This is a genomic window from Kordiimonas gwangyangensis DSM 19435 = JCM 12864, assembly GCF_000375545.1.
GTDB classification, from domain to species: Bacteria; Pseudomonadota; Alphaproteobacteria; order Sphingomonadales; family Kordiimonadaceae; genus Kordiimonas; species Kordiimonas gwangyangensis.
In genome coordinates, this window is record NZ_AQXF01000004.1 from 82,079 (window position 1) to 104,416 (window position 22,338).

At 59.4% G+C, this 22,338-nt stretch carries 19 protein-coding genes; 9 read left to right on the forward strand and 10 right to left on the reverse strand.

What is annotated here, in order from left to right; genetic code table 11:
• Positions 1–60 precede the first annotated feature (60 nt).
• Both B150_RS0112000 and B150_RS20840 read right to left on the reverse strand, forming a co-directional pair.
• Complete coding sequence (locus tag B150_RS0112000; protein WP_020400175.1) at positions 61–2,448, reverse strand: bifunctional diguanylate cyclase/phosphodiesterase; 2,388 nt, start codon at positions 2,446–2,448, stop codon at positions 61–63.
• Between the two features lie 232 nt (positions 2,449–2,680).
• Positions 2,681–2,932, reverse strand: a complete 252-nt coding sequence (locus tag B150_RS20840) for a DUF2934 domain-containing protein (RefSeq protein ID WP_020400176.1) — start codon at positions 2,930–2,932, stop codon at positions 2,681–2,683.
• A 541-nt stretch (positions 2,933–3,473) separates the two neighbouring features.
• Between B150_RS20840 and B150_RS0112010 the strand changes: the two genes are divergently transcribed.
• Both B150_RS0112010 and B150_RS0112015 read left to right on the forward strand, forming a co-directional pair.
• A complete protein-coding gene (locus tag B150_RS0112010; protein ID WP_020400177.1) occupies positions 3,474–6,254 on the forward strand; it encodes a TonB-dependent receptor in 2,781 nt (926 codons plus the stop codon).
• 109 nt (positions 6,255–6,363) lie between these two features.
• Positions 6,364–8,028 carry a family 43 glycosylhydrolase gene (locus B150_RS0112015; protein ID WP_026168349.1) on the forward strand — a complete coding sequence of 555 codons (1,665 nt, stop codon included), beginning with the start codon at positions 6,364–6,366 and terminating at the stop codon, positions 8,026–8,028.
• A gap of 156 nt (positions 8,029–8,184) precedes the next feature.
• Here B150_RS0112015 and B150_RS0112020 read toward each other — a convergent pair whose 3' ends face one another.
• The 5 genes from B150_RS0112020 to B150_RS0112040 are packed head-to-tail and all read right to left on the reverse strand — an operon-like array spanning position 8,185 to position 12,743.
• Positions 8,185–9,060, reverse strand: coding sequence for a DUF6807 family protein (locus B150_RS0112020; protein WP_020400179.1), 876 nt, complete (start codon positions 9,058–9,060; stop codon positions 8,185–8,187).
• Positions 9,057–10,337 (reverse strand): TRAP transporter large permease, encoded by a 1,281-nt coding sequence (locus B150_RS0112025; RefSeq protein WP_020400180.1) that lies wholly within the window; start codon positions 10,335–10,337, stop codon positions 9,057–9,059. The genes B150_RS0112020 and B150_RS0112025 overlap by 4 nt, the downstream gene beginning before the upstream one ends.
• The gene (locus B150_RS0112030) at positions 10,327–10,851 is read right to left on the reverse strand and encodes a TRAP transporter small permease (protein WP_020400181.1); all 525 of its coding nucleotides are present in this window, start codon (positions 10,849–10,851) and stop codon (positions 10,327–10,329) included. Before B150_RS0112030 ends, B150_RS0112025 begins: the two co-directional genes overlap by 11 nt.
• A 42-nt stretch (positions 10,852–10,893) precedes the next feature.
• Entirely contained in the window at positions 10,894–11,886 is a 993-nt protein-coding gene (locus tag B150_RS0112035) for a TRAP transporter substrate-binding protein (RefSeq protein WP_020400182.1), read from the reverse strand.
• Positions 11,887–11,903: 17 nt separating this feature from the next.
• On the reverse strand, positions 11,904–12,743 hold the full coding sequence (locus B150_RS0112040; RefSeq protein ID WP_020400183.1) for a 2-keto-4-pentenoate hydratase: 840 nt from the start codon (positions 12,741–12,743) through the stop codon (positions 11,904–11,906).
• 214 nt (positions 12,744–12,957) lie between these two features.
• On the opposite strand from B150_RS0112040, the gene B150_RS0112045 reads away from it, so the two are divergent.
• The 7 genes from B150_RS0112045 to B150_RS0112075 all read left to right on the forward strand — a co-directional run bounded on the left by B150_RS0112045 (position 12,958) and on the right by B150_RS0112075 (position 20,860).
• The gene (locus B150_RS0112045) at positions 12,958–14,328 is read left to right on the forward strand and encodes a pectate lyase family protein (protein ID WP_020400184.1); all 1,371 of its coding nucleotides are present in this window, start codon (positions 12,958–12,960) and stop codon (positions 14,326–14,328) included.
• A 122-nt stretch (positions 14,329–14,450) separates the two neighbouring features.
• The gene (locus B150_RS0112050; protein WP_020400185.1) at positions 14,451–15,467 is read left to right on the forward strand and encodes a LacI family DNA-binding transcriptional regulator; all 1,017 of its coding nucleotides are present in this window, start codon (positions 14,451–14,453) and stop codon (positions 15,465–15,467) included.
• Between the two features lie 126 nt (positions 15,468–15,593).
• Positions 15,594–16,436 (forward strand): 5-dehydro-4-deoxy-D-glucuronate isomerase, encoded by an 843-nt coding sequence (gene kduI, locus B150_RS0112055; RefSeq protein WP_020400186.1) that lies wholly within the window; start codon positions 15,594–15,596, stop codon positions 16,434–16,436.
• An 11-nt stretch (positions 16,437–16,447) separates the two neighbouring features.
• Positions 16,448–17,206: a 2-dehydro-3-deoxy-D-gluconate 5-dehydrogenase KduD gene (gene kduD, locus B150_RS0112060; RefSeq protein WP_020400187.1), complete on the forward strand. Its 759-nt coding sequence runs from the start codon at positions 16,448–16,450 to the stop codon at positions 17,204–17,206.
• Between the two features lie 11 nt (positions 17,207–17,217).
• Positions 17,218–18,228: a sugar kinase gene (locus B150_RS0112065; protein WP_020400188.1), complete on the forward strand. Its 1,011-nt coding sequence runs from the start codon at positions 17,218–17,220 to the stop codon at positions 18,226–18,228.
• Positions 18,229–18,271: 43 nt separating this feature from the next.
• Positions 18,272–19,837: a carboxylesterase/lipase family protein gene (locus B150_RS0112070; RefSeq protein WP_020400189.1), complete on the forward strand. Its 1,566-nt coding sequence runs from the start codon at positions 18,272–18,274 to the stop codon at positions 19,835–19,837.
• 12 nt (positions 19,838–19,849) lie between these two features.
• Positions 19,850–20,860 (forward strand): alpha/beta hydrolase, encoded by a 1,011-nt coding sequence (locus B150_RS0112075; RefSeq protein ID WP_026168350.1) that lies wholly within the window; start codon positions 19,850–19,852, stop codon positions 20,858–20,860.
• A gap of 2 nt (positions 20,861–20,862) precedes the next feature.
• Here B150_RS0112075 and B150_RS0112080 read toward each other — a convergent pair whose 3' ends face one another.
• The 3 genes from B150_RS0112080 to B150_RS0112090 are packed head-to-tail and all read right to left on the reverse strand — an operon-like array spanning position 20,863 to position 22,331.
• A complete protein-coding gene (locus tag B150_RS0112080; protein ID WP_020400191.1) occupies positions 20,863–21,360 on the reverse strand; it encodes a hypothetical protein in 498 nt (165 codons plus the stop codon).
• Positions 21,361–21,374: 14 nt separating this feature from the next.
• A complete protein-coding gene (locus B150_RS0112085) occupies positions 21,375–21,794 on the reverse strand; it encodes an invasion associated locus B family protein (protein WP_020400192.1) in 420 nt (139 codons plus the stop codon).
• Positions 21,795–21,824: 30 nt separating this feature from the next.
• The gene (locus B150_RS0112090) at positions 21,825–22,331 is read right to left on the reverse strand and encodes a hypothetical protein (protein ID WP_020400193.1); all 507 of its coding nucleotides are present in this window, start codon (positions 22,329–22,331) and stop codon (positions 21,825–21,827) included.
• Positions 22,332–22,338 lie beyond the last annotated feature (7 nt).

A 22,338-nucleotide genomic window follows, 5' to 3' on the forward strand; every position in this document is an offset into this window, starting at 1 on the left:
GAACGCAATCTGAATGTTGACGAGGATTTGAGATTTGCGATGAAGTGAGGACGCGTGGCGTCAGGCTGAACGGCCAGAGTAGGATTTTTGGCGGCCAACATCGCTTGCATAGGTCTCGATGCGTTCCGGGCGGCCAAGGAGGAAGCCCTGCACTTCGTCGCAGCGGTTGGCTTTGAGCATTTCAAGCTGGGTGGTGGTTTCCACCCCTTCAGCCAGCACCGGGATACCAAGACCGTGGGCGAGACCGATCACGCCTTTCACGATACCTGCGGAATGTGTGCTTTCGGCCATCTGCATGACAAAGGCGCGGTCGATCTTGAGTTTGTCGAACGGGAAATTCTGCAAATAGCTGAGCGAGCTGTAGCCGGTGCCAAAATCGTCCATCGCCAGGCGAATGCCAAGGGCCTTGAGCTCGGTCAGGATGGACAGCGCTTTGCCTTCGTCGGCAATTAGCACACCCTCTGTAATCTCGAATTCGAGCCGGTCCGGCGACAGGCCGTGTTTGCGCAGTTTGCGGGCAACCATATCCACCAGTCCTTCCTCAAGGAACTGAACGGGCGACAGGTTAACCGCAATGCCGACCGGCACTTCCCATGACGCCGCCTCGCGGCACGCCTCATTAAGGAGCCAGACACTGATCTCGTTGATGATACCGCTTTCTTCCGCGAGCGGGATAAACTCGGCCGGGGAAATCATGCCCTTGACCGGGTGCTTCCAGCGCAGCAGTACCTCAAAGCCAACCAGCGCTTCGTCAGCGGTGAGATATTGTGGCTGATAAACAAGGAACATTTCGCCGCGCTCAATGGCACCTTCCAGGTCCTGCTTGAGCGCGCGGCGTTCCTCGAGTTTTTCGTCAATGGCATGCTCAAAGAAGCTATAGCGGTCACGGCCTTCGCCCTTCGCGCGCTTCATGGCGATTTCGGCGCGGAGCAGCAGGTCTTCCACCTCCGTGGCGTCATCAGGGTAAAGCGCAATGCCGGTGCAGGCGGTCACGTGCAGGCTTTCGCCCTGTACCTCTATGGGTTTCGAGAGCTTTTGCCGTACCTTGAGAGCAAGGAAGTCCGCACCCTCACCGCTTTCGATTTCGTCCTGCACGATGCAGAACTGGTCGGCGGAGATTCGGGCCACGAGGTCGACCTCGCGGGCTGCTTCCTTAATGCGGCTCGCGACAGCTTTGAGTACTGCGTCGCCGCCCGAATGGCCAAGGCGGATGTTCAGGTCCTTGAACGAGTCCACATCGATGAAATGAAGGGCGACTTTCTTGCCCGAATTGCGCGCCACGTTGAAAGAGTGGGCCAGCCGGTCCGGCACCAGAAGGCGGTTGGCAAGGCCGGTTACGCTGTCGTGGCTTGAAAGATAGTCAATGCGCTGTTCCGCTGCGTGGCGTTCGCGAATGTCGCGCACGATGGCGACGGTGCGCGCGTCCGAATGGTCAGGCACTGGGCGGAAGAAAATCTCGGTCGGGATCTCGCGGCCTTCGGTACCGATCAGGATGGCGTCGTTCATATAACCGGCGGACCGGTGACCAGCGCCGAACTTCAGGTTCTGGAAACAGACAGCGAAGGACATGCCTTTAAGCGTGGCGAGATGACGGCCGCACAGGCCCAGGAAACTGAAATTGGCGTCCACGATGCGGCCTTCGCTGTCGAGGAGCACAATACCTTCCATCGCAGCGTTCGCAAGGCCGCGCAGGCGACGGGTTTCCTGTGCGCGGCGCTCGGCCATGTGGCGGTCGAGCGTCGCGCCAATGAGGCTGAGGGCCAGGATCAGAACGGTTGCGAGGGTCACGAACATGGCCAGCACCGAATCTGACACCACACCCTCATGCGCAGTGGCCGAAGGGTCCGCCTGCACACTGAGCGCGGTCATGCCGGAAAAGTGCAGCCCGCAAATCGCGAGAGTCAGGGCGATAGACGTCAGAATGAGCTGGCGTGGTCCTGACAGTTTCTTCAGGAGGTGCAGGGTGCCGATGGCACCAGTGATGCCGAGAATAAAGGATAGGGCGATCCAGACCTTGTCATAGCTCATCACGCCCCAGACGTGCAGGCCGGACATGCCGGTATAGTGCATGGCACCAATGCCAAGGCCGATGATGGCACCGCCTGTCACAAGGCCGCTACCCGACCGGTTGCGCAGATAGGAGCCGAAGCCGAGACCCATCAGGACAATGGCAATCACCACCGACAGCAGTGTGGGGAGAAGATCGTAGCTTTTGGCGAGGCCGATATCATAGGCCAGCATGGCAATGAAGTGGGTCGCCCAGATGCCAACGCCAGATGCCAGTGCGGTGAGAAGAAGCCAGCGCGACCGGGCAGCGCCATCGGTCTCTTCCGCGCGTAGTGCAAGGCTTACAGATGTGAAGGAAGCGAGCGCGCAGATAACTGCGGCCAACAGGACCAGTTTAATATCATGGTCGATGACAATACACTGGTACAACTCTTTGATCATACGGTCCCGTAAGTAGGCATCAAAAATAATCCGGCTATGAAGCTAACACGGACATCTTAACAGAACGTGTCAATCTGGCGGAGAATTCCCTGATCATGTCAGGTGTGGGACCGGTAGACAAGACCTATGCCAACCCCGTTGCGCTCGCCCGCTTGGCTGAGGCGATGCTACAAGGGCCGACCCTTCTCCGGCCCTTGGTGATGGCAGCCCAAGTCTGCTGTCCGGTGAGGGGCTATGCCTTTTTGGCCACGCGTTTGCTGGCTTTTGGTTTTGTGGTCTTGGTCGCCTTTTTGGTCTTTTCCGTACCGGCGGCTTTGATGCGCTTCTTTGGTGCGGCGGTCGCCTTTTTCCGCGGGGAGAAAAGTTCCGTGAGTTCACGCTCCGCCTGTAACCAGTGGTCGAGGGCCTGGCCACTTGGGCGGCCTTCCTGTTCCCAGATCATGAAACTGCGCTGGGCGATTTGCTCGTGTGAAAGTTGGGTCATGTGCTGCTCCTGTGCTGAAGGGTAAAACAGTGTGGAGTCTACGGCAGGGCCATTGTACCACAGTCACCACCCACGATCGCAATATTTCGTGTCATCACCATGACGGTATGCCGATTCGCCCGCCGGTACGTATGGACCAGCCGGTACCGGCATGGAATATCATCCATTTTAGCGCCGTCGCTGCAGGTCCAGGCGCATGGCCGTTTGTCAAACGGTTATGGATGGGCCGACAAAAACCGCAAAAAACGACAACACCTTTGCGCCCACAGCACTGCGCGCTCTTCCGCGGCTGAGGCTAAATCTAGGCCAGCTAACAATGACCCCGGTGTCATTTTTGTTGCAAAACACTTGTCGGTGAAAATTGTTTGCGTTATAAGATGGGGGAATGACACCGGTATCACGATTAATGACACCGGTGTCACTAGGTCACCGCCTTTGGGAAGAGGCAAGTGAATTCTGGATTTCCAGAGTGGAAGGTTCACAATTGGCGCAGTGCTCCTCGGGGGAGTATTCAGCGCTATAACCTGGGGAGGTTAATCAGATGAGGATTCTCACAAACAAGGGCCGCAGTGCGTTCTTTTTCGGCACTGCGCTTTCGTCCATGGTCGCCGCGGCTGCGCTCCCAAGCACCGTTTTGGCGCAAGACGCTGACACGGCATCAACTGTCAGCGATCTCGAAGAAATTACCGTTACCGGCTACCGCAGCAGTCTTGAAGCAGCCCTGAACGTCAAGAAAAACGCTGTTGGCGCTGTTGACGCAATCGTTGCCGAAGACATTGCAAAATTCCCTGACCAGAACCTCGCGGAAGCACTGCAGCGTGTGCCTGGTATTGCCATCCAGCGTGACGCCGGTGAGGGCCGCGCCATCACGGTTCGTGGTCTTGGCGCACAGTTCACGCGGGTACGCCTGAACGGTATGGAAACGATCGCGACGTCCACGGACGGCGCATCTGCCAACCGTGACCGCGCATTCGACTTCAACGTTTTCGCATCCGAGCTTTTCAACTCGATCGTGGTGCACAAAACGGCGGCGCCGTCGCTTGATGAAGGCTCTCTTGGTGCGGTTGTTGACCTCAACACAGGCAACCCGCTCTCCTACAAAGAGGGCTTCTCTTTCGTGGCGTCCGCTAAAGGCCAGTATAACGACCTGAGCGAAGACCTGTCGCCGCGTATTGCGACCCTCGGTTCCTGGGTCAATGATGACAAGACCTTCGGTATCTCCGCATCGCTTGCCTATGCGGATTACAAGACACTTGAGATGGGCAACAACAGCGTGCGCTGGCAACAAGCTCGTTTCCGCTCCGTCGAGGGCGTGAATTGCTTTGATAGCGGCGCTTATGTGCCAAGCACGGGCTGTGATGAAGCAGCGCTCGCCTTCCACCCGCGTATCCCGCGTTACGGCGAAATTAGCCACGACCGTGAGCGTCTGGGTGCCACCGGTTCCGTCCAGTTTGCGCCGAGCGAAAGCACAACGATCTCCATCGACGGCCTGTATTCCCGCTTCAAGGAGCGCCGTGAAGAAAGCTGGGGCGAGGTACTGTTCCGCGGCAACGAAGGCACGATGGACATCACCGACTATACGCTTGACGGCGATGGCAACATGATCTCCGCCACCGTGGATAACGCGTGGGTGCGCACAGAAGCTTACCGCCGCGACAGCGAAACCGAATTCTACCAGCTTTCCGGCCGTTGGGAGCAGGATGTGTCCGACACGTTCCGGTTCCAGGTTCTGGGTGGTTTCTCGCAGTCCGATGCTGATATCCCGGTTGAGACCACGATCATCTTCGACGACCGCGATGCAACAAACTACAGCTACGACTATTCGGACATGCAGCACCCGGTGCTGACCTTTGGCCCGGGCATTGACGATGCGTCAGCGTTCCAGTTCGCGGAGTTCCGTGATCGCCCGTCCTTCCTCACCAACAAGTTCCGCACGCTTGCCCTCGATACCGAATGGGATATGAGCGATAGTGTCACTGTTGAAACCGGCGCCATGTACCGCCGCTTCAAGTTCGACACCGTGGGTTACCGCCGCGACAGCAGCTACTGCTCCGCTTTCGCGTGTGAGCCGGGTACATACGGCGCGCAGGTAACGAACGGTATTGCGCAGCTCTTTGAGCTGGGCGACGCGGGCCAACCATCCGGCACCACGACAAGCTGGATCATTCCTGATATCGACGCGGCAGCAGACCAGATCGATCTCTATGGCCGCGAAGCTGCCTTCCGTCAGGGCGAAGACCGTGGTGTGACCGAAACCGTGAAGGGCGGTTACGTCCAACTGAACGCCGAAACCGAAGTTGGCGGCATGATGGTGATGATGAACGGCGGCGTGCGCTACGCGCATACCGACCAGAAATCACGCGGCTGGAACAACGGTGCCGAGGTAACGGTTGAGCGGTCCTATGACGACTGGCTGCCATCTGCCAACATCGCCATCTGGCCGACTGAGAAATTCGCGATCCGTGGCTCCATCGCCAAGGTTATCACACGCCCAAGCCTCGGCAGCCTGACACCGGGCGGTAGCGTGGACGGCTTCAACTACCGCGTTACCTCCGGTAACCCGAACCTGAACCCTTACCGCGCAACCACCTTTGACGTGTCGTTCGAGTATTATTTCGCCGAGCAGGCCATCGCATCCGTTGCGCTGTTCGCGAAAGACATCAAGAGCTTCCCGATCTCGACCACCATTCAGGGCACCTATGCCTCGACCGGCCTGCCGCTGTCGCTGATCCCGCCGGGGTCGCCTGCAGCCGATGCGCCGGAAGGTCGCCCATGGGAAATCCGCACCACGGGTGATGGTCCGGGCGGTACGCTCAAAGGTGCTGAATTCTCGATCCAGACACCGTTCACCTTCCTGCCAGGTATCTGGAGCCGCTTCGGCACCATCCTCAACCTGACCCTCGTGGACAGCGATGTGGACTATACCGTTGGCACCCCGGGTACGGATGCATCCGTGGCTTCCTTCCCGTCGCTTGGCAGCGAAGTGATCACCGAACGCCTGTTTGGTCTCTCGAAGCGGTCGGCAAACGGTACGCTCTATTATGAGGATGAAAAGTTCTCGGCGCGTGTGTCGGTGGCTTACCGCAGTGGCTATATCGATGCCACGAGCGCGACCGGCAACCGGTTCGAGGGTTACAACAGCTCGATGAACGTAGATGCGGCGCTTCGCTATGCGCTGACGGACAATATCGAACTGTCGCTCGAGGGCATCAACCTGACCGACGACTATCGTGAGCGTTTCACCGACCTCTATGTGGGCCGGAACTATGAAAACAACCACTATGGCCGCGTGATCCTGTTCGGCATTCGGTACCAGATGTAGGGGCACCTTCCCCCCTAATAGCCCGGAGTGCACCGGGCGAGCTAATGGCCGGGAGGCATCCTACCTGCGTCCCGGCCTTTTTTTGCCTATTTCAGATTGGGGAACGACGATGAACAGACGATCACTTTTGAAAGTGCTTTTGGGAACTTCTGCCCTCGCCGCGTTGCCCATAAACCCTTTTGGCGGTTCGGCTTCGGCACAAGGCTCGCGCGCGTCATCGTCACTGGACCCTTACGCCGCCATGCGCTGGGGGCGTGGTTTTGAAGGCCAGCGCAAAGCCGACCTCGGCGACGGTACCTTTCTCAATCCTGTTTTTGCGGGCGATCATCCTGACCCCACCATCATGCGCGACGGGGAGGACTATTACCTCACCTTCTCCAGCTTCGACAGTTATCCGGGCATTGTCATCTGGCATAGTCGTGATCTCGTGAACTGGCGGCCAGTGACGGCAGCGCTCACGAAGCCGATTGGCTCCGTATGGGCGCCGGAACTGACCAAACATGATGGCCGCTTCTACTGCTACATTCCGGCCCGCTTCCCGGACTACCGGTCCATTTATGTGATCCATGCCGAGCGCATCGAAGGTCCGTGGTCTGACCCCATTGACCTGAAGCTCCACCACCATATCGACCCCGGCCATGCGGTGGCTGAGGACGGTACACGTTATCTGTTCCTATCGGGTGGTGACCGGGTGAAGCTCTCGCCTGATGGCCTCGCGCTCGCGGGTGAGGTGGAGCACGTCTATGACCCCTGGCGCTACCCGGAAGACTGGGTGGTGGAAACTTTTGCGCCCGAGGGGCCGAAGGTTGTCCAGCGCGGGGAGTATTATTATATGGTCACGGCTGTTGGTGGCACCGCAGGCCCGCCCACCGGGCATATGGTGATCATGGCGCGGTCGAAAACCCTCGACGGTCCATGGGAAGATGCGCCGATGAACCCCATCCTGCGCACCGAAAGCGCGGTTGAGAAATGGTGGTCCCGCGGTCATGCGACACTCTTTGAAGGCCCGGACAGCCAGTGGTGGATGATCTATCACGGCTATGAGAACGGCTATTGGACCCTCGGGCGGCAAGCACTGCTCGAGCCGGTCGCGTGGGGCGATGACGGTTGGCCGAAGCCGCTTGGTGGTGACCTCTCGAAACCGATCAGGAAGCCGATTGACCTTGGCCCACAACCCCACGGCCAGCCGCTCAGTGATGATTTCTCAAGCAACCGGTTCGGCCTGCAGTGGGCTTTTTATGACCCCGCGCCCGATGAGATGAAGCGCGTGCGCTATGGCAACCGCGAACTTTTTGTCACGGGTAAGGGTACAGAGCCCTCCAACTGCTCCCCCATCACCTGTATCTCGGGGGACCAGAGCTACCGAATTGAAATGGATGTGGAAGTGGACGGCGCGACTGAAGCAGGCATGCTGCTTTTCTACAACCGCCGCCTCTATGCCGGGCTTGGCCTTGGACCAGATGGCCTCATGATGCACCGCTATGGCCTGCCGCGCCGCCGCGGTGCGGTGCCGGGCCAGCGTGACCCGGGTGCGCCCAAGGTCCCTGTGCGTTCGCTTCGGTTCCGGCTGACAAACCGACAGAATATCCTGACCATCCACACCAGTGTGGACGGCGGCAGCAGTTGGCAAAAATTTGATGTGCAGATGGAAGTGTCTGGCTACCACCACAATGTGGCCTATGACTTCCTGAGCCTTCGGCCCGGCTTTTATGCGGCGGGCAAGGGCACTGCGCGCTTCGCGAACTTCACCTACGAGGCGCTTTACGATGATTAGGTCGTAAACCACCTCCTGGTACCCAGATCAGGGCGAGCCCCCCTTCCGACTTGTCTCTCCCTGGTTCTCAACCTCTGCCTGAAGTGGGCCCTCCAAGCCGCTTCAGGCTTTTTTTATGCCGAAGCGGGTTGGGGTGCGAGATTAAGACTGTATGGGCTAGCGGAGGGTGATGTCGGCGCTCAGGACAACCGGACGGTCTGTTGGGATGGCGGCTGGGCTACGGCCGGGCCATGCGCAGTTTTGCATGCTCAACTCCTGCCGCAGGATCCAGTTGTGCAATGGTTTGTCATTCACCTCGCACGCAATGGAGAGCGATTGTGGCCATCCTGCCGGTGGGTTGCGGAACTGGAAGTCAACCTCGTCACCAGTTTCCACCGGGGCCGGTGTTGCGGTCAGGCTTTTGCCTTCTGACGAGATGTCCATCTTGTCAGCCCGTCCAAAGCGGAACGACAGCCCGCCATAGCCTTTTTCATTGTCTGACCCGGCAATGCTGACGCCGGGTACAAGCGCCGTTAGCGCGACGCGGAGCTGAAGGCGGCGGCTGCCGTCTTTCTCCGGCCAGACGGTGACGGTAGTTTCTTCCCGCAGGAAGTCTGTCGGCGTCTCAAGCGCGTCGGTGCGCCAAAGCGTGCCGGTTTCAATGCGCACACCGCCGTCGGACTGCTGGCCGTAGGACTGGAAGGTGGGCACATAGCTGATATGGTCGCCAACCCAGGCGTCTCCCACGCTTTTGCCGTCAACAAACAGGCCGCGCCACGACCAGAAGATGCCGCGGTGATGGATGTGATCCTCCGGCGCATTCTCCGTCACGATCGCGCCACTCGGTGAAAACACCGGGTGCAGGTAATTGGCGCGCCAGGGTTCGTCCTTGGAAAGCGCGGCGATCTGGTACCTCAGCACCGGGCCCATGTCGTCATGCACATCGATATGGTCGCTATCCCCATTCACCGACAAGACACTCTCGGGCGTGTCGGTGCAGGACAGAAGCGCGAGCGTGAGAAGGCCCGCGCCGATGTGCTTGAGTTTCGTCATTTCAGGAGGTTCGGCAGCCAGAGTGAGATGATCGGCACATAGGCTACGAGGATCAGCACCGCGAGGCCTGCGATATAGAAAGGCCACAGCGTTTTGAGTGTTTGCGCGATACTGATCTTGCCGATGGCGGTACCCACAAACAGCACCGATCCCACAGGTGGCGTGATGAGCCCGATGCCGGCGTTCAGCACAAGGATGATGCCGAACTGCACGGGGTCGATGCTGAAGGCCTTGGCGATCGGCAAAAAGATCGGTGTGCAGATGATGATAAGTGGCGCCATGTCCATGAACGTACCAAGGATCAGAAGCGCGATGTTGATCAGGATCAGGATGCCAAGCGGGCTGTCGGTCAGCGCGCTGATGGCTTCCACGGCTTTTGTGGGCACTTCAAGGTAGGCCATGAGCCAACCGAAGGCGGCGGCGGATGAGATCACGAACAGGATCACCCCGCTCATTTTTGCGGCGCGCATGCAGGCGGCAAAAAATTCGGACCACGGCAGGTCACGGTAGAGAAGGGCGGTGACCGCAAGCGCATAAAGCACAGCGACGGATGCGGATTCAACGGCTGTGAAGATGCCTGCTCGGATACCACCAAAGATCACGAAAATCAGCAAAAGACCCGGAAGCGCAGCTATAAAACGGATGGCGAGTTCCTGTAAGCCGGGGAACTTGGCCGTTTCATAGCCGCGCTTGCGAGCGATGATATACGCCGTGATCATGACCGATAGCATGAGGAGGAGTGCGGGGATGATGCCCGCCGCGAACAGGTCCGCGATCGAGATTGAACCGCCAGCTGACGCCGAATAAAGAATGAGGTTGTGCGAGGGCGGCACCAGAAGCGCCACCAGCGCCGAGGCGACAGTCACATTCACCGCATAGTCGCGGTCATAGCCGCGTTTGACCATCTGCGGGATCATGGCCCCACCAACGGCGGATACGTCCGCGAGGGCCGAACCCGACACACCGCCAAAGAACAGGCACGACAGCACGTTGACCTGGCCAAGCCCGCCACGGATATGGCCGACAAAGGCGGAGGCGAGTGCAATCAGCTTGGCTGAAATGCCGCCACTCATCATCAGTTGCCCGGCAAAGATGAAAAGCGGGATGGCGATGAGGGTGGAACTGTCGGTACCCGCGACCGTTTCAATCACAAACACATGGGCCGGCAGGCCAAGGTACAGCACGGTGACAAACGACGCGCTCGCGAGTGCGAAAGCAACCGGTACACCAAGGAGCAGCAGGATCAGGAAAACAAAAAACAGGATACTAATGGCCATGGGTCTGCTCCATCACTTGGGCGGCGGTGGAGGCCGGTGTGGTGGCGATGAAAAAGCGCTCGATGGCGAAAAGCGCAATGAGTGCGCCGCCTAAAGCGAACGGTACAAAATAGATGCCGGTGGGCATGGCAGCGCCCGCCACCTTGATACCCCAGGTTTCCCCCGCCATGATCGTGGACCAGATGGCAAGGGTCAGGCCGATAATGGCGCAGACAGCGCGGGCAAGCGCCTCAAGGCGTGGTCGCCAAACCTCGTTCGCGGCTTCAACAAGCAGAAGGAAGCGGAAGTGTGCTTCGCTGCGGATGCCGATGGCGGCACCCAGCATCAGCGCGAATTTGAGCATCAGGAGCGCAACAGGCTCGGTCCAGCTTGGCGAGTCGTTGAGCGCATAACGCCCGATCACCTGCCAGACTTCCACGAGCACCAGCAGCACCAGCGCGCTGCATGAACCAATGAGCGCCAGCAGCGCCAGTATCCTGAAGGGGCCTTTTTCGAGGCCATCACTATCTGTCATTCATCCCTCCCCAGGGTTCACATGAAGGCCGGTCTCTCTCGCTCAGGCCTGCGCGCGCACGGCGTCATACAGGCGGCGAATTTCCGGGTCCTTGAGGTATTGTTCGAGAAGCGGTTCGGCGGCCTTGCGGAAAGCTGGCTTGTCGACCGCGTTAATCTTCACGCCAGCCTCGGTTACTATGGAGCGCGACCTATCAACCGCGGCGTCCCAGTGTGTGCGCATCACCGGCACCGAGCGTTTTGCTGCATCAAAAATGACGCCGCTCACATCCGCCCCAAGCTCATTCGCGACCTTCTCCGACATCAGCAGCATGTCGGGCGCGAAAGAGTGTTCGGTCTCGGACCAATAGTTCGCAATCTTGTATTGCTGGCTGGTCTGGAAGCTGGGCCAGTTGTTCTCTGCACCATCAATCAGGTGGGTCTGAAGGCTTGAGAAAACCTCACCGTAGGAAAGCGGTGTCGGGTTGGCGCCAAGGCCAGCGACGGTCTCAATGAAAATATCCGACTGCGGCACCCGGAGCTTGAGGCCATGCAGGTCCTCAGGCATCTCAATGGGGTGGCGCGTGTTGTAGAAATTGCGCGAACCGGAATCATAGATCGCAAGGCCGACGAGGCCGATTTCGCGGCACGCAGCGAGGATCTCTTCACCCACCGGGCCATCAAACACCCGGCGCATATGCTCGGTCGAATCGAAAACATAGGGCAGCGACATGATGCGTGTGGCGGGCACCGCATTATTGAGCGCGGAACTGTGCACGCGAGTGCAGGCAAGCGCGCCGATGCGGGCAAGCTGGATGGTATCTTTCTCGCGCCCCAATTGGCCGGAGTGGTATACGCGGAAGCCGACCTCGCCACTGGTAGCGGCGCCCAGCTCCTTGTCCATCCACTGCATCGCTTTCACGGTCGGGAAATCGGACACATGCACTTCGGCAATGCGCAGCAGTTCAGCAGGTGTCGCGGCTTTGGCAATGCCCGCCATCAGGGGGGCAAGTGCGGTGCCAGTGAGGCCTGCAAGGAGATGTCGTCTGTTCAACATGTCGCCATCCACTCCTTTCAGTTCTCGAATGCGGCGGGGAATGCCTCCGGCTCTGCTTCACCTTTGACGGCTTGGCAGAAAATGTCACCATCTTTCCCGAAGCTGATGCGGGAGTTTTGGCCGGGTAGAATATCATGTACCCCAGTGATTGCCCCGCTCGAAACAAGGCAGCCGGCCTTGAGCGGCATGCCGCGTTTGGCAGACAGTTCCAGCAGGAAACGTACCGATTCGTAAGGACCACCGGGCAGGCCAGCCGCGGTGCCGGTGGCAATGCTCGCGCCCTCAATGAATGTCTCGGCCGTCCAGTCTTCAAAAGCGCGGTCCTGCCAGCCTTTGAGTTCGGGTCCCACGATCAGGCTCGCGTTGTTACCGAAGTCGGAGACAATCACCTTGGGGCCAAGCTCATTGATGGTGGCAAGCGGGCTGCTCGCGATCTCGACACCGATATAAACGTTCGAGACGACGGCGCGGGCTTCCTCGCGCGTCCAGCTTGTTTTACCTGTGGGTGTGTCTTCGCCAATTTCGAGCACAAATTCGGCTTCCACGGCGCCAAACCCACCTTCAAAGATGGCGGAGGCTGTGGGTTCGTCACTCGTGCGTACAATATGGCGGTTGAAAATGGGACCGACCAGCCGGTCCATGCCGAACTCGGTGGCTAGCGGTTCGCCGATCCGGCCCACTTTCCAACCACCTACTTCATCCTGCCAAAGCTCAATCGCCGCGTCCTGGATATGATAGGATTGGCTGATGTCATCAGGGATCGTGCCGGGATAGTCCGGGAGCGACTGGCCCTTGGCGCGGGCCGAAACAAAGGCGCGGGCAATCTGCCCGGCAGATGGATGTTTCATACTGTTCATACTTTCTTCCCTGTCCCCAAACCCTATCGGAATAAATTTATGGTAACCGGTGTCATTTTTTGGTTAAGTTAGACCTCAGGTACATATCCTTGCTTCCCACAAGGCAAAAGAAACGCTATAGGAAACCGGTGTCATTTGCAAATGTTATTGGTTCCTGTTTTAAGGTTTAGCCCCGAAGGTCAAGGTTCGCGGGGCAGAAAAGGGGAGAGATTCTATGAAGTTGCGTGTTGCACAGTTCGTGCGTCCGCTTGTTTGTGCCGCTCTGTTTGCGGTTGGGTCCACTTTTGCGGTCGCATCGGCCGCATACGCGGAAGATGTGGCGGCAAGCAGTCTTGCCTTCCCGGGCGCTGAGGGCTGGGCCAAAAACACACCCGGCGGCCGCGGTGGCAAGATTATCAAGGTCACCAACCTGAATGCAGGCGGTCCCGGTTCGCTTGTGGAAGCGCTGGCGGCTGAAGGTCCTCGTATTGTTGTTTTTGAGGTCGGCGGCGTGATCGATCTGGGCGCCAGTGAATTCAAGATCAAATCACCTTTCCTGACTGTGGCGGGCCAGACCGCGCCGTCGCCGGGCATCACCATCATCCGCGGCGGGCTGACCATCGCGACCAATGATGTGATCATCCAGCACCTGCGCATTCGCCCCGGTGAAGGTGGTTTCGCCAAACGCAGCGGTCACGACATTGATGCCATCACCACAACGGCGGGCGCCTATAATGTGATTGTGGACCACTGCTCGCTCACCTGGGCGACGGACGAGAATATGTCTGCTTCCGGCCCGCGCTTCACCGGCGAAACACCAGACGACTGGCGCAAAGGCACGAGCCACGCCATCACCTTCAGCCATAACCTTGTGGCCGAAGGGCTGTCGCATTCGACCCATGCGAAAGGCGAACACTCCAAGGGCTCGCTCATCCATGATAACGTCAGCGACATCCTGATTTACGCGAACCTCTATGCGCACAATTATGAGCGAAACCCGCTGTTCAAGGGCGGTGTGCGTGGCGCGGTGGTAAACAACTTCATCTATAACCCGGGCCAGCGCGGCATCCACTACAACCTTCAGGGGCTTGAGTGGGGCAAGGTTGCGCCAGTGAACGGCCACCTCACAGCAGTCGGTAACGTGCTGCGTGCGGGGCCAGACACACCAACACCGTCGTCCTTCCTGATGATTGGCGGTGTGGGTGACCTTGATTATTACAGCAAGGACAATGTGGCCGTTGACCGTATTGGTGAACCGATCCAGGAAGTGGGTCACTATACTGTCGGTGGCGGCAAGGTCTTGAAGGCAAAAAAGCCGCTTGATTGGCCCGCAGGCCTCAAAGCCAAATCGTCTGGTGAGGTGGAAACATGGGTACTCGCAACCGTGGGCGCCCGCCCGTGGGACCGGGACTATAACGACACCCGCATCCTGGCCGATGTGGCCGAAGGGCGCGGCGAGATCATCGATAGTGAGCAGGAAGTAGGCGGGTATCCGAAGATGAAGGAAACCCATCGTGCCTTCGACCCTGAGCTTTGGAACCTGCACGACATGACACCGCGTTCCGCCGATGCGCTCGATAGTGGCTCTAAGGCCAAAGGCACTTAAGCGGCGGAAAATTAGGGGCTGGTGTCGCGCGGACGTGCGCACTAAGCTCCCCGAAATCAAAGAAGGGCTGGGATGGGCCTGTCGCGGCGTTCGCGCCGCGACGAACTAGGGGAAGGTAAGCGTTGAAAACCAAACTGACGATCAATGACATCGCGCGGCTTGCGAATGTCTCGAAGAAGACCGTATCGCGCGTCATCAACGATTCGCCGCGGGTGCGTGCCGAGACGCGGGACCGCATCAAGGCCATCATCGCCGAGCATGACTTCTCGCCTGACCTGCAGGCGCGTGCACTGGCGTTCCGCCGCTCCTTCCTTGTCGCCATGATTTACGATAACCCGAGCCCGCAGTATGTGGTGAACATGCAGCGCGGCATCCTTGATACGCTCGAGGACACCGCCTACCAGCTGGTGGTGCGCCCGTGTGATCGGAATGCGCCGCGCTTCTATGAGGCTATGCAGGCCTTTCTCGAACAACAGCGCCTTTTTGGCGCCATCCTGCCGCCGTCGGTATCGGAAGATGAAAAGGTGGCTGAACTTCTGCGCGCCGCCAACTGCCCCTATGTGCGCATTGCCTCCGTCGTGCTCGATGAACCTGACCGCATGATCTGGACCCACGATGCCGAGGGTGCGGCACAGGCCGCCCGCCACATCGCCAAACTTGGCCACACACGGATTGCGCACATCCGCGGTCTTGAGACTTTCCGCTCCTCGCACGAGCGTCTACGCGGCTTCAAGTCCGGCCTTGCCGAGCATGGCCTAGACCTGCCCGACGATATGGTGATCGAGGGTGGTTATACCTTCGATTCGGGTGTGGAATGCGCGCGTATACTGCTGTCGCGCACTGACCGGCCGACCGCCATTTTTGCCGGTAACGACGAGATGGCGCTCGGTGTCTATCAGGTCGCGCGCGAGATGAAGCTGCGGGTGCCGTATGATGTGTCCATCGTCGGTTTCGATGACACACCGATTGCCTCGCGTGTGTCGCCGACGCTCACGACCGTGAAACTGCCGATCCGCGAGATGGGCAAGTCGGCCGCGGCCATGCTGCTCGCGCCCGCGGACGCGCCGAAACGCACGGAGCCCATCAGTTTCATGCCCGAAATTGTGGTCAGGGAATCGACCGCCAAACCGGCAAAATAAACCGAGATTTCATTTGCACGGCAGGGCCCAAGCATATATGTTTTTGAAAAATGACACCGGTTACCTTAATTCGAGACAAACCGGTTGAAGCGCGAGCACAAGCGCAAAGGATCAAAGGAGAAGAGCATGTTTGAAAAGACTTATCAGGCGACCCATCCGGTGATGATGGACGGCGCCAGCAACGACGACCTGCGTGAGCATTATCTCGTCACCGGTATGTTCAAGGCGGATGAGGTTACCCTCAACTATTCGCACAACGAACGTTTTGTCATTGGCGGCGCGGCACCTGTCACGAAAGCAGTGAAGCTGCCTGAGCAGACCGAGCCGGTTGCAGGCAAACCCTTCCTGGAGCGCCGCGAACTCGGTGCCGTGAACGTAGGCGGCGGCGCTGGCCGCATCACGATCGACGGCGAAAGCTATGATATGGCGCCGAAGGACGGCCTTTATATCCCGATGGGCTGCAAGGAGGTGACCTTCGAATCCGTGGACGCTGCGAACCCGGCGAAATTCTATCTCGCCTCCACGCCGGCGCACACCCGTTTTGACATCGTGAAAATCTCCATCGACAAGGCGGTGCCGCTGGAGCGTGGATCGCTTGAGACCTCAAACGAGCGCACCATCTACCAGTATATCGTGCCGGAGACCTGCAAGTCCTGCCAGCTTCTGCTTGGTCTCACCATCCTCAACACCGGCAGTGTGTGGAACACCATGCCGCCGCACCTGCATGACCGCCGTTCGGAGATTTATTTCTACTTCGATCTCGGTGAAGACAACCGTGTCTTCCACTTCATGGGCGAGCCGGACAAGGCACGTCATATCGTGGTTGAGAACGAGGAAGCTGTTATCTCCCCGCCATGGTCGATCCACATGGGTTCGGGCACGCAGAACTATGCCTTCATCTGGGCCATGGGCGGTGAAAACCTCGACTACACCGACATGTGCGTGCTTGATATCTGCCAGTTGAAATAAGGGCAGGGAAGATGAGCACAAATTTTGATCTCACTGGCAAGGTGGCGCTGGTAACCGGCGCCAACACTGGCCTTGGTCAGGCGCTTGCCGTTGGCCTTGCTCAGGCAGGCGCCGATATCGCCGCCGTTGGCCGCAGCGCCCCTGACGCCACCAAGGCAGATGTCGAAGCGCTCGGCCGCAAGTTCCACTTCATCAAGGCCGACCTTGGTGACGCGTCTGTTGTGGGTGCTGTGGTGGACGAAGCCGTGAAGGTTTTTGGCACGGTCGATATCCTTATCAATAACGCCGGCACCATCATGCGCAATGATGCCCTCGATTTCACTGAAGCCGAGTGGGACACGGTGATGAACGTGAATCTCAAGACCGCGTTTTTCCTCTCCCAGGCCTTCGCGCGCCATGTGACGGATGTTGGCAAGGGAGGCAGCATCATCAATATCGCGTCCATGCTGTCGTTCCAGGGTGGTATCCGTGTGGCGTCCTATACTGCGTCCAAAAGCGGTATCGCGGGCCTCACCAAACTGCTGGCGAATGAATGGGCATCAAAGGACATCAATGTGAACGCCATTGCGCCCGGCTATTTTGCCACCAACAACACCGAAGCTTTGCGTGCGGACGAAAAACGCAACGCGGAGATCCTTGGCCGTATTCCGGCTGGTCGTTGGGGTAAGCCGGACGATCTGGCGGGCGCGGCTGTGTTCCTTGCGTCCGACGCCGGGGCATATGTGCACGGTGCTGTCATCCCGGTGGATGGCGGCTGGCTCGCACGTTAGGAGCATTTGCCATGGCCGGTCGTATCGCATTTTTTGGTGAACTGCTCATGCGTCTCTCCACGCCGGGGCGGCAACTGTTGCTTCAGTCGCCGTCCCTAGACGCTTTTGTCGGCGGCGCGGAAGCCAATGTGGCGATCGGCCTTGCGCACCTCGGCCACAAGACGCGCATGATCAGCGCGGTGCCTGCAAGCTCGCTCGGCCGTGCCGTGGTGGGCGAAGTCCAGAAGCATGGCACCGACTGTTCGACCGTACTCCGCCTGCCCGGCCGCATGGGCTTATATTTTTTAACCCCCGGGGCGGGCCTGCGCGCTTCTGAAGTGATTTATGACCGCGCAGGCTCAAGCTTCGCGGAAGCTGCGCCCGAGAGCTGGGACTGGGAAACCCTCCTAGAGGGCTGCAGCCATTTGCACCTGTCCGGCATCACACCCGCGCTTGGTCCCGGTGCTGCGCAAGCAGCCATTACGGCAGCCGAATATGCACGCGCGAACGGTATCAAGATCTCCTTTGACGGCAACTACCGCGCCCGCCTGTGGGAAGCGTGGGACAGCAACCCGCGCACGGTCCTGAACGAGCTTGTGGGTTATGCCGATATCCTCATCGGCAATCACCGCGATGTGTCCTTGCTGCTGGACCGGGAGTTCTCTGGCGAAGGCCCGGTGCTCCGCCGCGCGGCCGCGGAAGCCGCATTTGATGCGTTCCCGAACCTGAGCCTGATGGCGTCAACCGCGCGCCATATTGACGATGCCGACCGTCACCGTATCGCTGCCCGCGTGGACCTGCCCGGGCATTTTGCCCAGACGGACGAGGTCGTCGTCTCCGGCGTTGTGGACCGCATCGGTACGGGCGACGCCTTTGCAGCCGGCGTGCTGCATGGTGTGCTCACGGGCGCGTCGCTCGAAGATACGGCGGAGGTGGGCCTCGCGCTTGCCTGCCTCAAACACAGCCTGCCGGGGGACGCAGGCATGTTCACCACGGGTGACATTGAAGCATTCAAGGAAGGTATCTCTGACGTGCGCCGTTAGGGCGTACAGTTTTGAATTCACCGCATTTTGGGAGGGATGCACCATGATCAACCGCCGCACCATGCTGGCTGGCACCGCCGCCACATTCGCGCTGGCCGCCGCACCCGTGAGCGCCAAAAGCGACCCCATTGTTTCCATACAAGAAGGCCGCCTGCGTGGTGCGCTTGAGGGCGGGTTATCGGTCTTCCGTGGCATTCGCTATGGCGAGGATACCGGGAGCACGCGCTTCCAGGCACCAGTACCCGCGAAAGCATGGTCAGGCGTTCGCGATGCGCTCTCCTTCGGCCCCGTATGTCCGCAACGCGGGGATCGTTACGCACCAGAAACAGAAGATTGCCTGTTCCTCAATGTCTGGACGCCGGGCTTGGACGTGCACGCCAAGCGCCCGGTCATGGTCTATTTCCATGGTGGGGCATATTCCACCGGCAGCGTGACCGACCCGATGAATGACGGCAGTCATCTTGCTGCCCGTGGCGATGTCGTGGTTGTGACCGTCAATCATCGCCTCAACGCCTTCGGCTATTTGTATCTTGCCGGGCTTGATGCGCGTTTTGCCGACAGCGGCAACGTGGGGCAGCTTGACCTTATCCTCGCGCTCCAGTGGATCAAGCGCAACATCGCCGCCTTTGGTGGTGACGCTTCCCGGGTGATGGTGTTCGGCCAATCCGGCGGGGGTGCCAAGATCGCGACGCTTATGGGCATGCCTGCCGCCAAAGGGCTTTTTCATTCGGCGGCGACCATGAGCGGGCAGCAGGTCACAGCCCAAGGCGCAATGAACGGCACCGCGCGCACCCGTGCCTATATGGCCGAACTTGGCCTTGGTGATGGCGACGTCGGAAAACTTCTGACCCTGCCGACGGAGGCACTCGTCGAAGCGCTGCACGCCACGGACCCGATCCTTGGCAAGAGCGTGTATTTTGGCCCGACCCTCGACATGAAATGGCTGGACCGCCACCCCTTCTGGCCGGATGCGAACCCGCAATCGAACGATATCCCCATGATCCTCGGCAACACGCACGACGAAACCCGCGCTTTTATCAGCCCGGATGGCGACAAGGTACGCGGCCTCAACTGGGATAATATCGCCGCGCGGCTGGGGCCTGAGCTTAAGATCGACCTGCCGCCCGACTGGGTGGTGGCGCAGTACCGCGACCATTTCCCCGACTATAGCGCCGAGCAGGTTTTTTATGCCGCGACAACGGCGGGCCGCAGCTGGCCGGGGCAGGTGATCGAGGCCGATGCGCGCGCAGCAGCCGGTGCCAAAGCCACATGGGTCTACCAGCTTGATTTCCCGTCGCCCCTTGAGCCGCGCCGCGGTGCCTTCCATACCCATGATATCCCGCTCGTGTTCGGCACGCTTGACGCCGAAGGCTCTCGCACTGGCACGGGCGCGGATGCACGTGCGGTGAGTGAGAAGATGATGGACGCCTTCATTGCACTCGCCCGCCACGGCAACCCCAATCATTCTGGCATGGCTGAGTGGCCGAGCTACACGCTGCCTGACCGCGCGACCATGGTGTTTGATGCCCATACGCGCGCCGTGAATGACCCACGCAAGTGGCAGCGCGAACTGTTCGCTCGCGCGCCTTATATTCAACCCGGTAGTTAGGAGACCAAGACCATGAAAGCCAATCGCAGATCAATTTTGATGGGCAGCCTGGCGGCAATCCTGACACCGCTTGCGGCCCGCGCACAAACGCCGCCGCCCCATGTGAAGGGCGGCGACTTGCCGCCCGGTCTGCCGCAACCGGATGAGACCATCGATCTGTGGCCCAATGGCCTGCCGGGGGGCGAAAATCCCGCAATCAGCGAGACAGTGATCGAACGCAGCAAGGACCGGCTGGTGACCGACCGTGCCGTTTACGGCATCACCCGCCCGCGCATGGCGGTTTTCCGGCCGCGTAAGCCGAACGGCGCGGCGGTGATGATCACCCCGGGTGGCGGTTATAAATGGGTGGTGGTGGACAAGGAAGGTTATGAGGTCGGGAGGCGCCTCAGCGCGCAGGGCTATACTGTTTTTGTGCTTTTCTACCGCTTGCCGCACGAAGGCTGGAAAGACGGTGCCAACACGCCGCTCGCTGACGCGCAGCGCGCCATGCGGCTGATCCGTGCCAACGCACAGGGCTATGGCATTGACCCTGAGCGCGTGGCGGCCATGGGGTTCTCGGCTGGGGGTCATCTGTGCGCTGACCTTGGCACGCGCTATGATACCAAGGTCTATGAACCCATGGACGCGGCGGACGAGCTTTCGGCCAGGCCTTTCCTCGCCGCGCCCATCTATCCGGTGATTTCCATGTCAGCGCCCAACGCGCATCCTGGTTCACGCGAGAAACTGGTTGGCGCGGACGCTGATGCAGTGCGCGAGGCCGCACACTCGCCGCACATGAATGTGCCGGATGGTGCGCCGCCCTTTTTCATTCTGCATGCGGAAGACGATGACGTGGTGCCTGCGGAAAACGCAGTCCTACTGCGCGCGGCGCTCAAAGCCAAAGGCACGCTTGTGGAAACACATCTGTTTGCCCATGGCGGGCACGGCTTTGGCCTGAGGAAAGCCGTGGGCAAGCCGGTTGAAGGCTGGCTTGACCTCTTCCTCAATTTCGCGCAAGCGGTGCGGTTCGCGAACCGCTACTAGCCTCAGTTCGCGAACGGGTCTTTTTCGCTTTCGCCGGATAGGTCTTTCAAGTGCTGGATGGCATTGACCGCCCGGTCCGTATTCCGGCAGGAAAGGTTGGCATAGGTCATATGGCTGGTGCCTGACTTGTTGCCCCAGGATGGCTGCCGCCTGCGGCCGTCTGTGCCCAGATAGAAGCCCTCCACACTCGCGCAGTTATAGTCGCACTGAAGCTGCAGGAAAGTGCCGAGCGCGTCGATTTTCTTGACATCCCGAAGGTCGATTGTGCGGACCTCCTGCCAGAAGGCAACATCGCCCCTGGCGGATGCGTCGACGGGCACACCTTCGGTGAAGCGGAGGACCGTCCCCTCAATTTGCACGTTGCTGGTAACCGGCCCCGATCCGGTGGGCGTGCCTTCACACTGCTTCTGGATATAGGCGACAGTCTTATCGCGACTCGGTGCCGACTGCACACCTGTGGTCAGCAGGGCCGCGATACTCGCTGCGGCGAGGTATTTCATTATATTTTCCTTCATCAGGTGTTCGGCATGCGCACATTGACAAAGCGGATGCCGCCACGTGTCAGACGTTTCTGGGATGCGAGATAATTGCGCAGGTCATCCTCGGCTTCCCGCCGCGAGGCGTGGCAGTGAGACTCGCGCCCGTTCAGGGTCAGGCTTAGCTGAAGTTGCACTTCGTCAAAGAAGACCGAGGCCGGATAACGCCCGTTGTTCCAACCATCATAGAAGACGTTTGAGGTGATCACCACAGTCTGTGTTTCGCGCCCTTCCGGCACTTCGCAGACATTTTTGGGCTTCCAGGACACTTCTTCCTGCACACAGGTTTGCCAGATGTAGACATAGCCGCCTTCTGTGCCGCATGCCGCCTGAGCCGCGGTGCTGAGGCCTGTCATCGCAAGGGCGGAGAGGAAGGGGAGCAGGGCTTTTTTTGTCATGGTCTCACCTTTTTGAAACGTTGATCGGTGTCAGCCCGCGAACGGGTCTTTCTTGCGCCCGCCCGCAAGATCCTGCAGGTGTTTGAACGCGTTCAATGTCTTGGTGGCCTCGCGGCACTTTAGCGCCGCGCGGTCGCGCGCGCCGTGTTTTGGTTCAAGGCCATATTTGCTCAGGATACCGTTCGCGCCAACATGCTGCGTGGTCGAACGGATACACCGGCCTGCACAGGAAAAGACAATCTCTTCCGTGGCTTGCAGGATGTCTGTCTCGCGGAGGTCAACGGTAAATACCTCTTGCGCATCCACCCAGCCGGCCTTGCTGTCGCGTTTGGTTTGAACCGTGAAGGTAAAGAGGTTTGGCGCGCCTTGTTGCCCTACATAGTAGCGGGTGCCGTAACCGTTTGGTCCCTGGTTGTCGTAGATGTCATTGCAGCGGCCAAAAATATAATCGCGGGTCTCCTGCAGGCTCGGGCCCTCAGCCGCCACAGTGTGGCTGAGCGAAGCAAGGAGAGCGGCGACAAATATTTTCTTTTTCATGGGCTTA

Bases quoted from the DNA above. Each gene is read 5' to 3' on its own strand.
- B150_RS0112000 (WP_020400175.1), bottom strand. From the start codon at position 2,448: ATGATCAAAGAGTTGTACCAGTGTATTGTCATCGACCATGATATTAAA.
- B150_RS20840 (WP_020400176.1), bottom strand. From the start codon at position 2,932: ATGACCCAACTTTCACACGAGCAAATCGCCCAGCGCAGTTTCATGATC.
- B150_RS0112010 (WP_020400177.1), top strand. From the start codon at position 3,474: ATGAGGATTCTCACAAACAAGGGCCGCAGTGCGTTCTTTTTCGGCACT.
- B150_RS0112015 (WP_026168349.1), top strand. From the start codon at position 6,364: ATGAACAGACGATCACTTTTGAAAGTGCTTTTGGGAACTTCTGCCCTC.
- B150_RS0112020 (WP_020400179.1), bottom strand. From the start codon at position 9,060: ATGACGAAACTCAAGCACATCGGCGCGGGCCTTCTCACGCTCGCGCTT.
- B150_RS0112025 (WP_020400180.1), bottom strand. From the start codon at position 10,337: ATGGCCATTAGTATCCTGTTTTTTGTTTTCCTGATCCTGCTGCTCCTT.
- B150_RS0112030 (WP_020400181.1), bottom strand. From the start codon at position 10,851: ATGACAGATAGTGATGGCCTCGAAAAAGGCCCCTTCAGGATACTGGCG.
- B150_RS0112035 (WP_020400182.1), bottom strand. From the start codon at position 11,886: ATGTTGAACAGACGACATCTCCTTGCAGGCCTCACTGGCACCGCACTT.
- B150_RS0112040 (WP_020400183.1), bottom strand. From the start codon at position 12,743: ATGAACAGTATGAAACATCCATCTGCCGGGCAGATTGCCCGCGCCTTT.
- B150_RS0112045 (WP_020400184.1), top strand. From the start codon at position 12,958: ATGAAGTTGCGTGTTGCACAGTTCGTGCGTCCGCTTGTTTGTGCCGCT.
- kduI (WP_020400186.1), top strand. From the start codon at position 15,594: ATGTTTGAAAAGACTTATCAGGCGACCCATCCGGTGATGATGGACGGC.
- kduD (WP_020400187.1), top strand. From the start codon at position 16,448: ATGAGCACAAATTTTGATCTCACTGGCAAGGTGGCGCTGGTAACCGGC.
- B150_RS0112065 (WP_020400188.1), top strand. From the start codon at position 17,218: ATGGCCGGTCGTATCGCATTTTTTGGTGAACTGCTCATGCGTCTCTCC.
- B150_RS0112070 (WP_020400189.1), top strand. From the start codon at position 18,272: ATGATCAACCGCCGCACCATGCTGGCTGGCACCGCCGCCACATTCGCG.
- B150_RS0112075 (WP_026168350.1), top strand. From the start codon at position 19,850: ATGAAAGCCAATCGCAGATCAATTTTGATGGGCAGCCTGGCGGCAATC.
- B150_RS0112080 (WP_020400191.1), bottom strand. From the start codon at position 21,360: ATGAAATACCTCGCCGCAGCGAGTATCGCGGCCCTGCTGACCACAGGT.
- B150_RS0112085 (WP_020400192.1), bottom strand. From the start codon at position 21,794: ATGACAAAAAAAGCCCTGCTCCCCTTCCTCTCCGCCCTTGCGATGACA.
- B150_RS0112090 (WP_020400193.1), bottom strand. From the start codon at position 22,331: ATGAAAAAGAAAATATTTGTCGCCGCTCTCCTTGCTTCGCTCAGCCAC.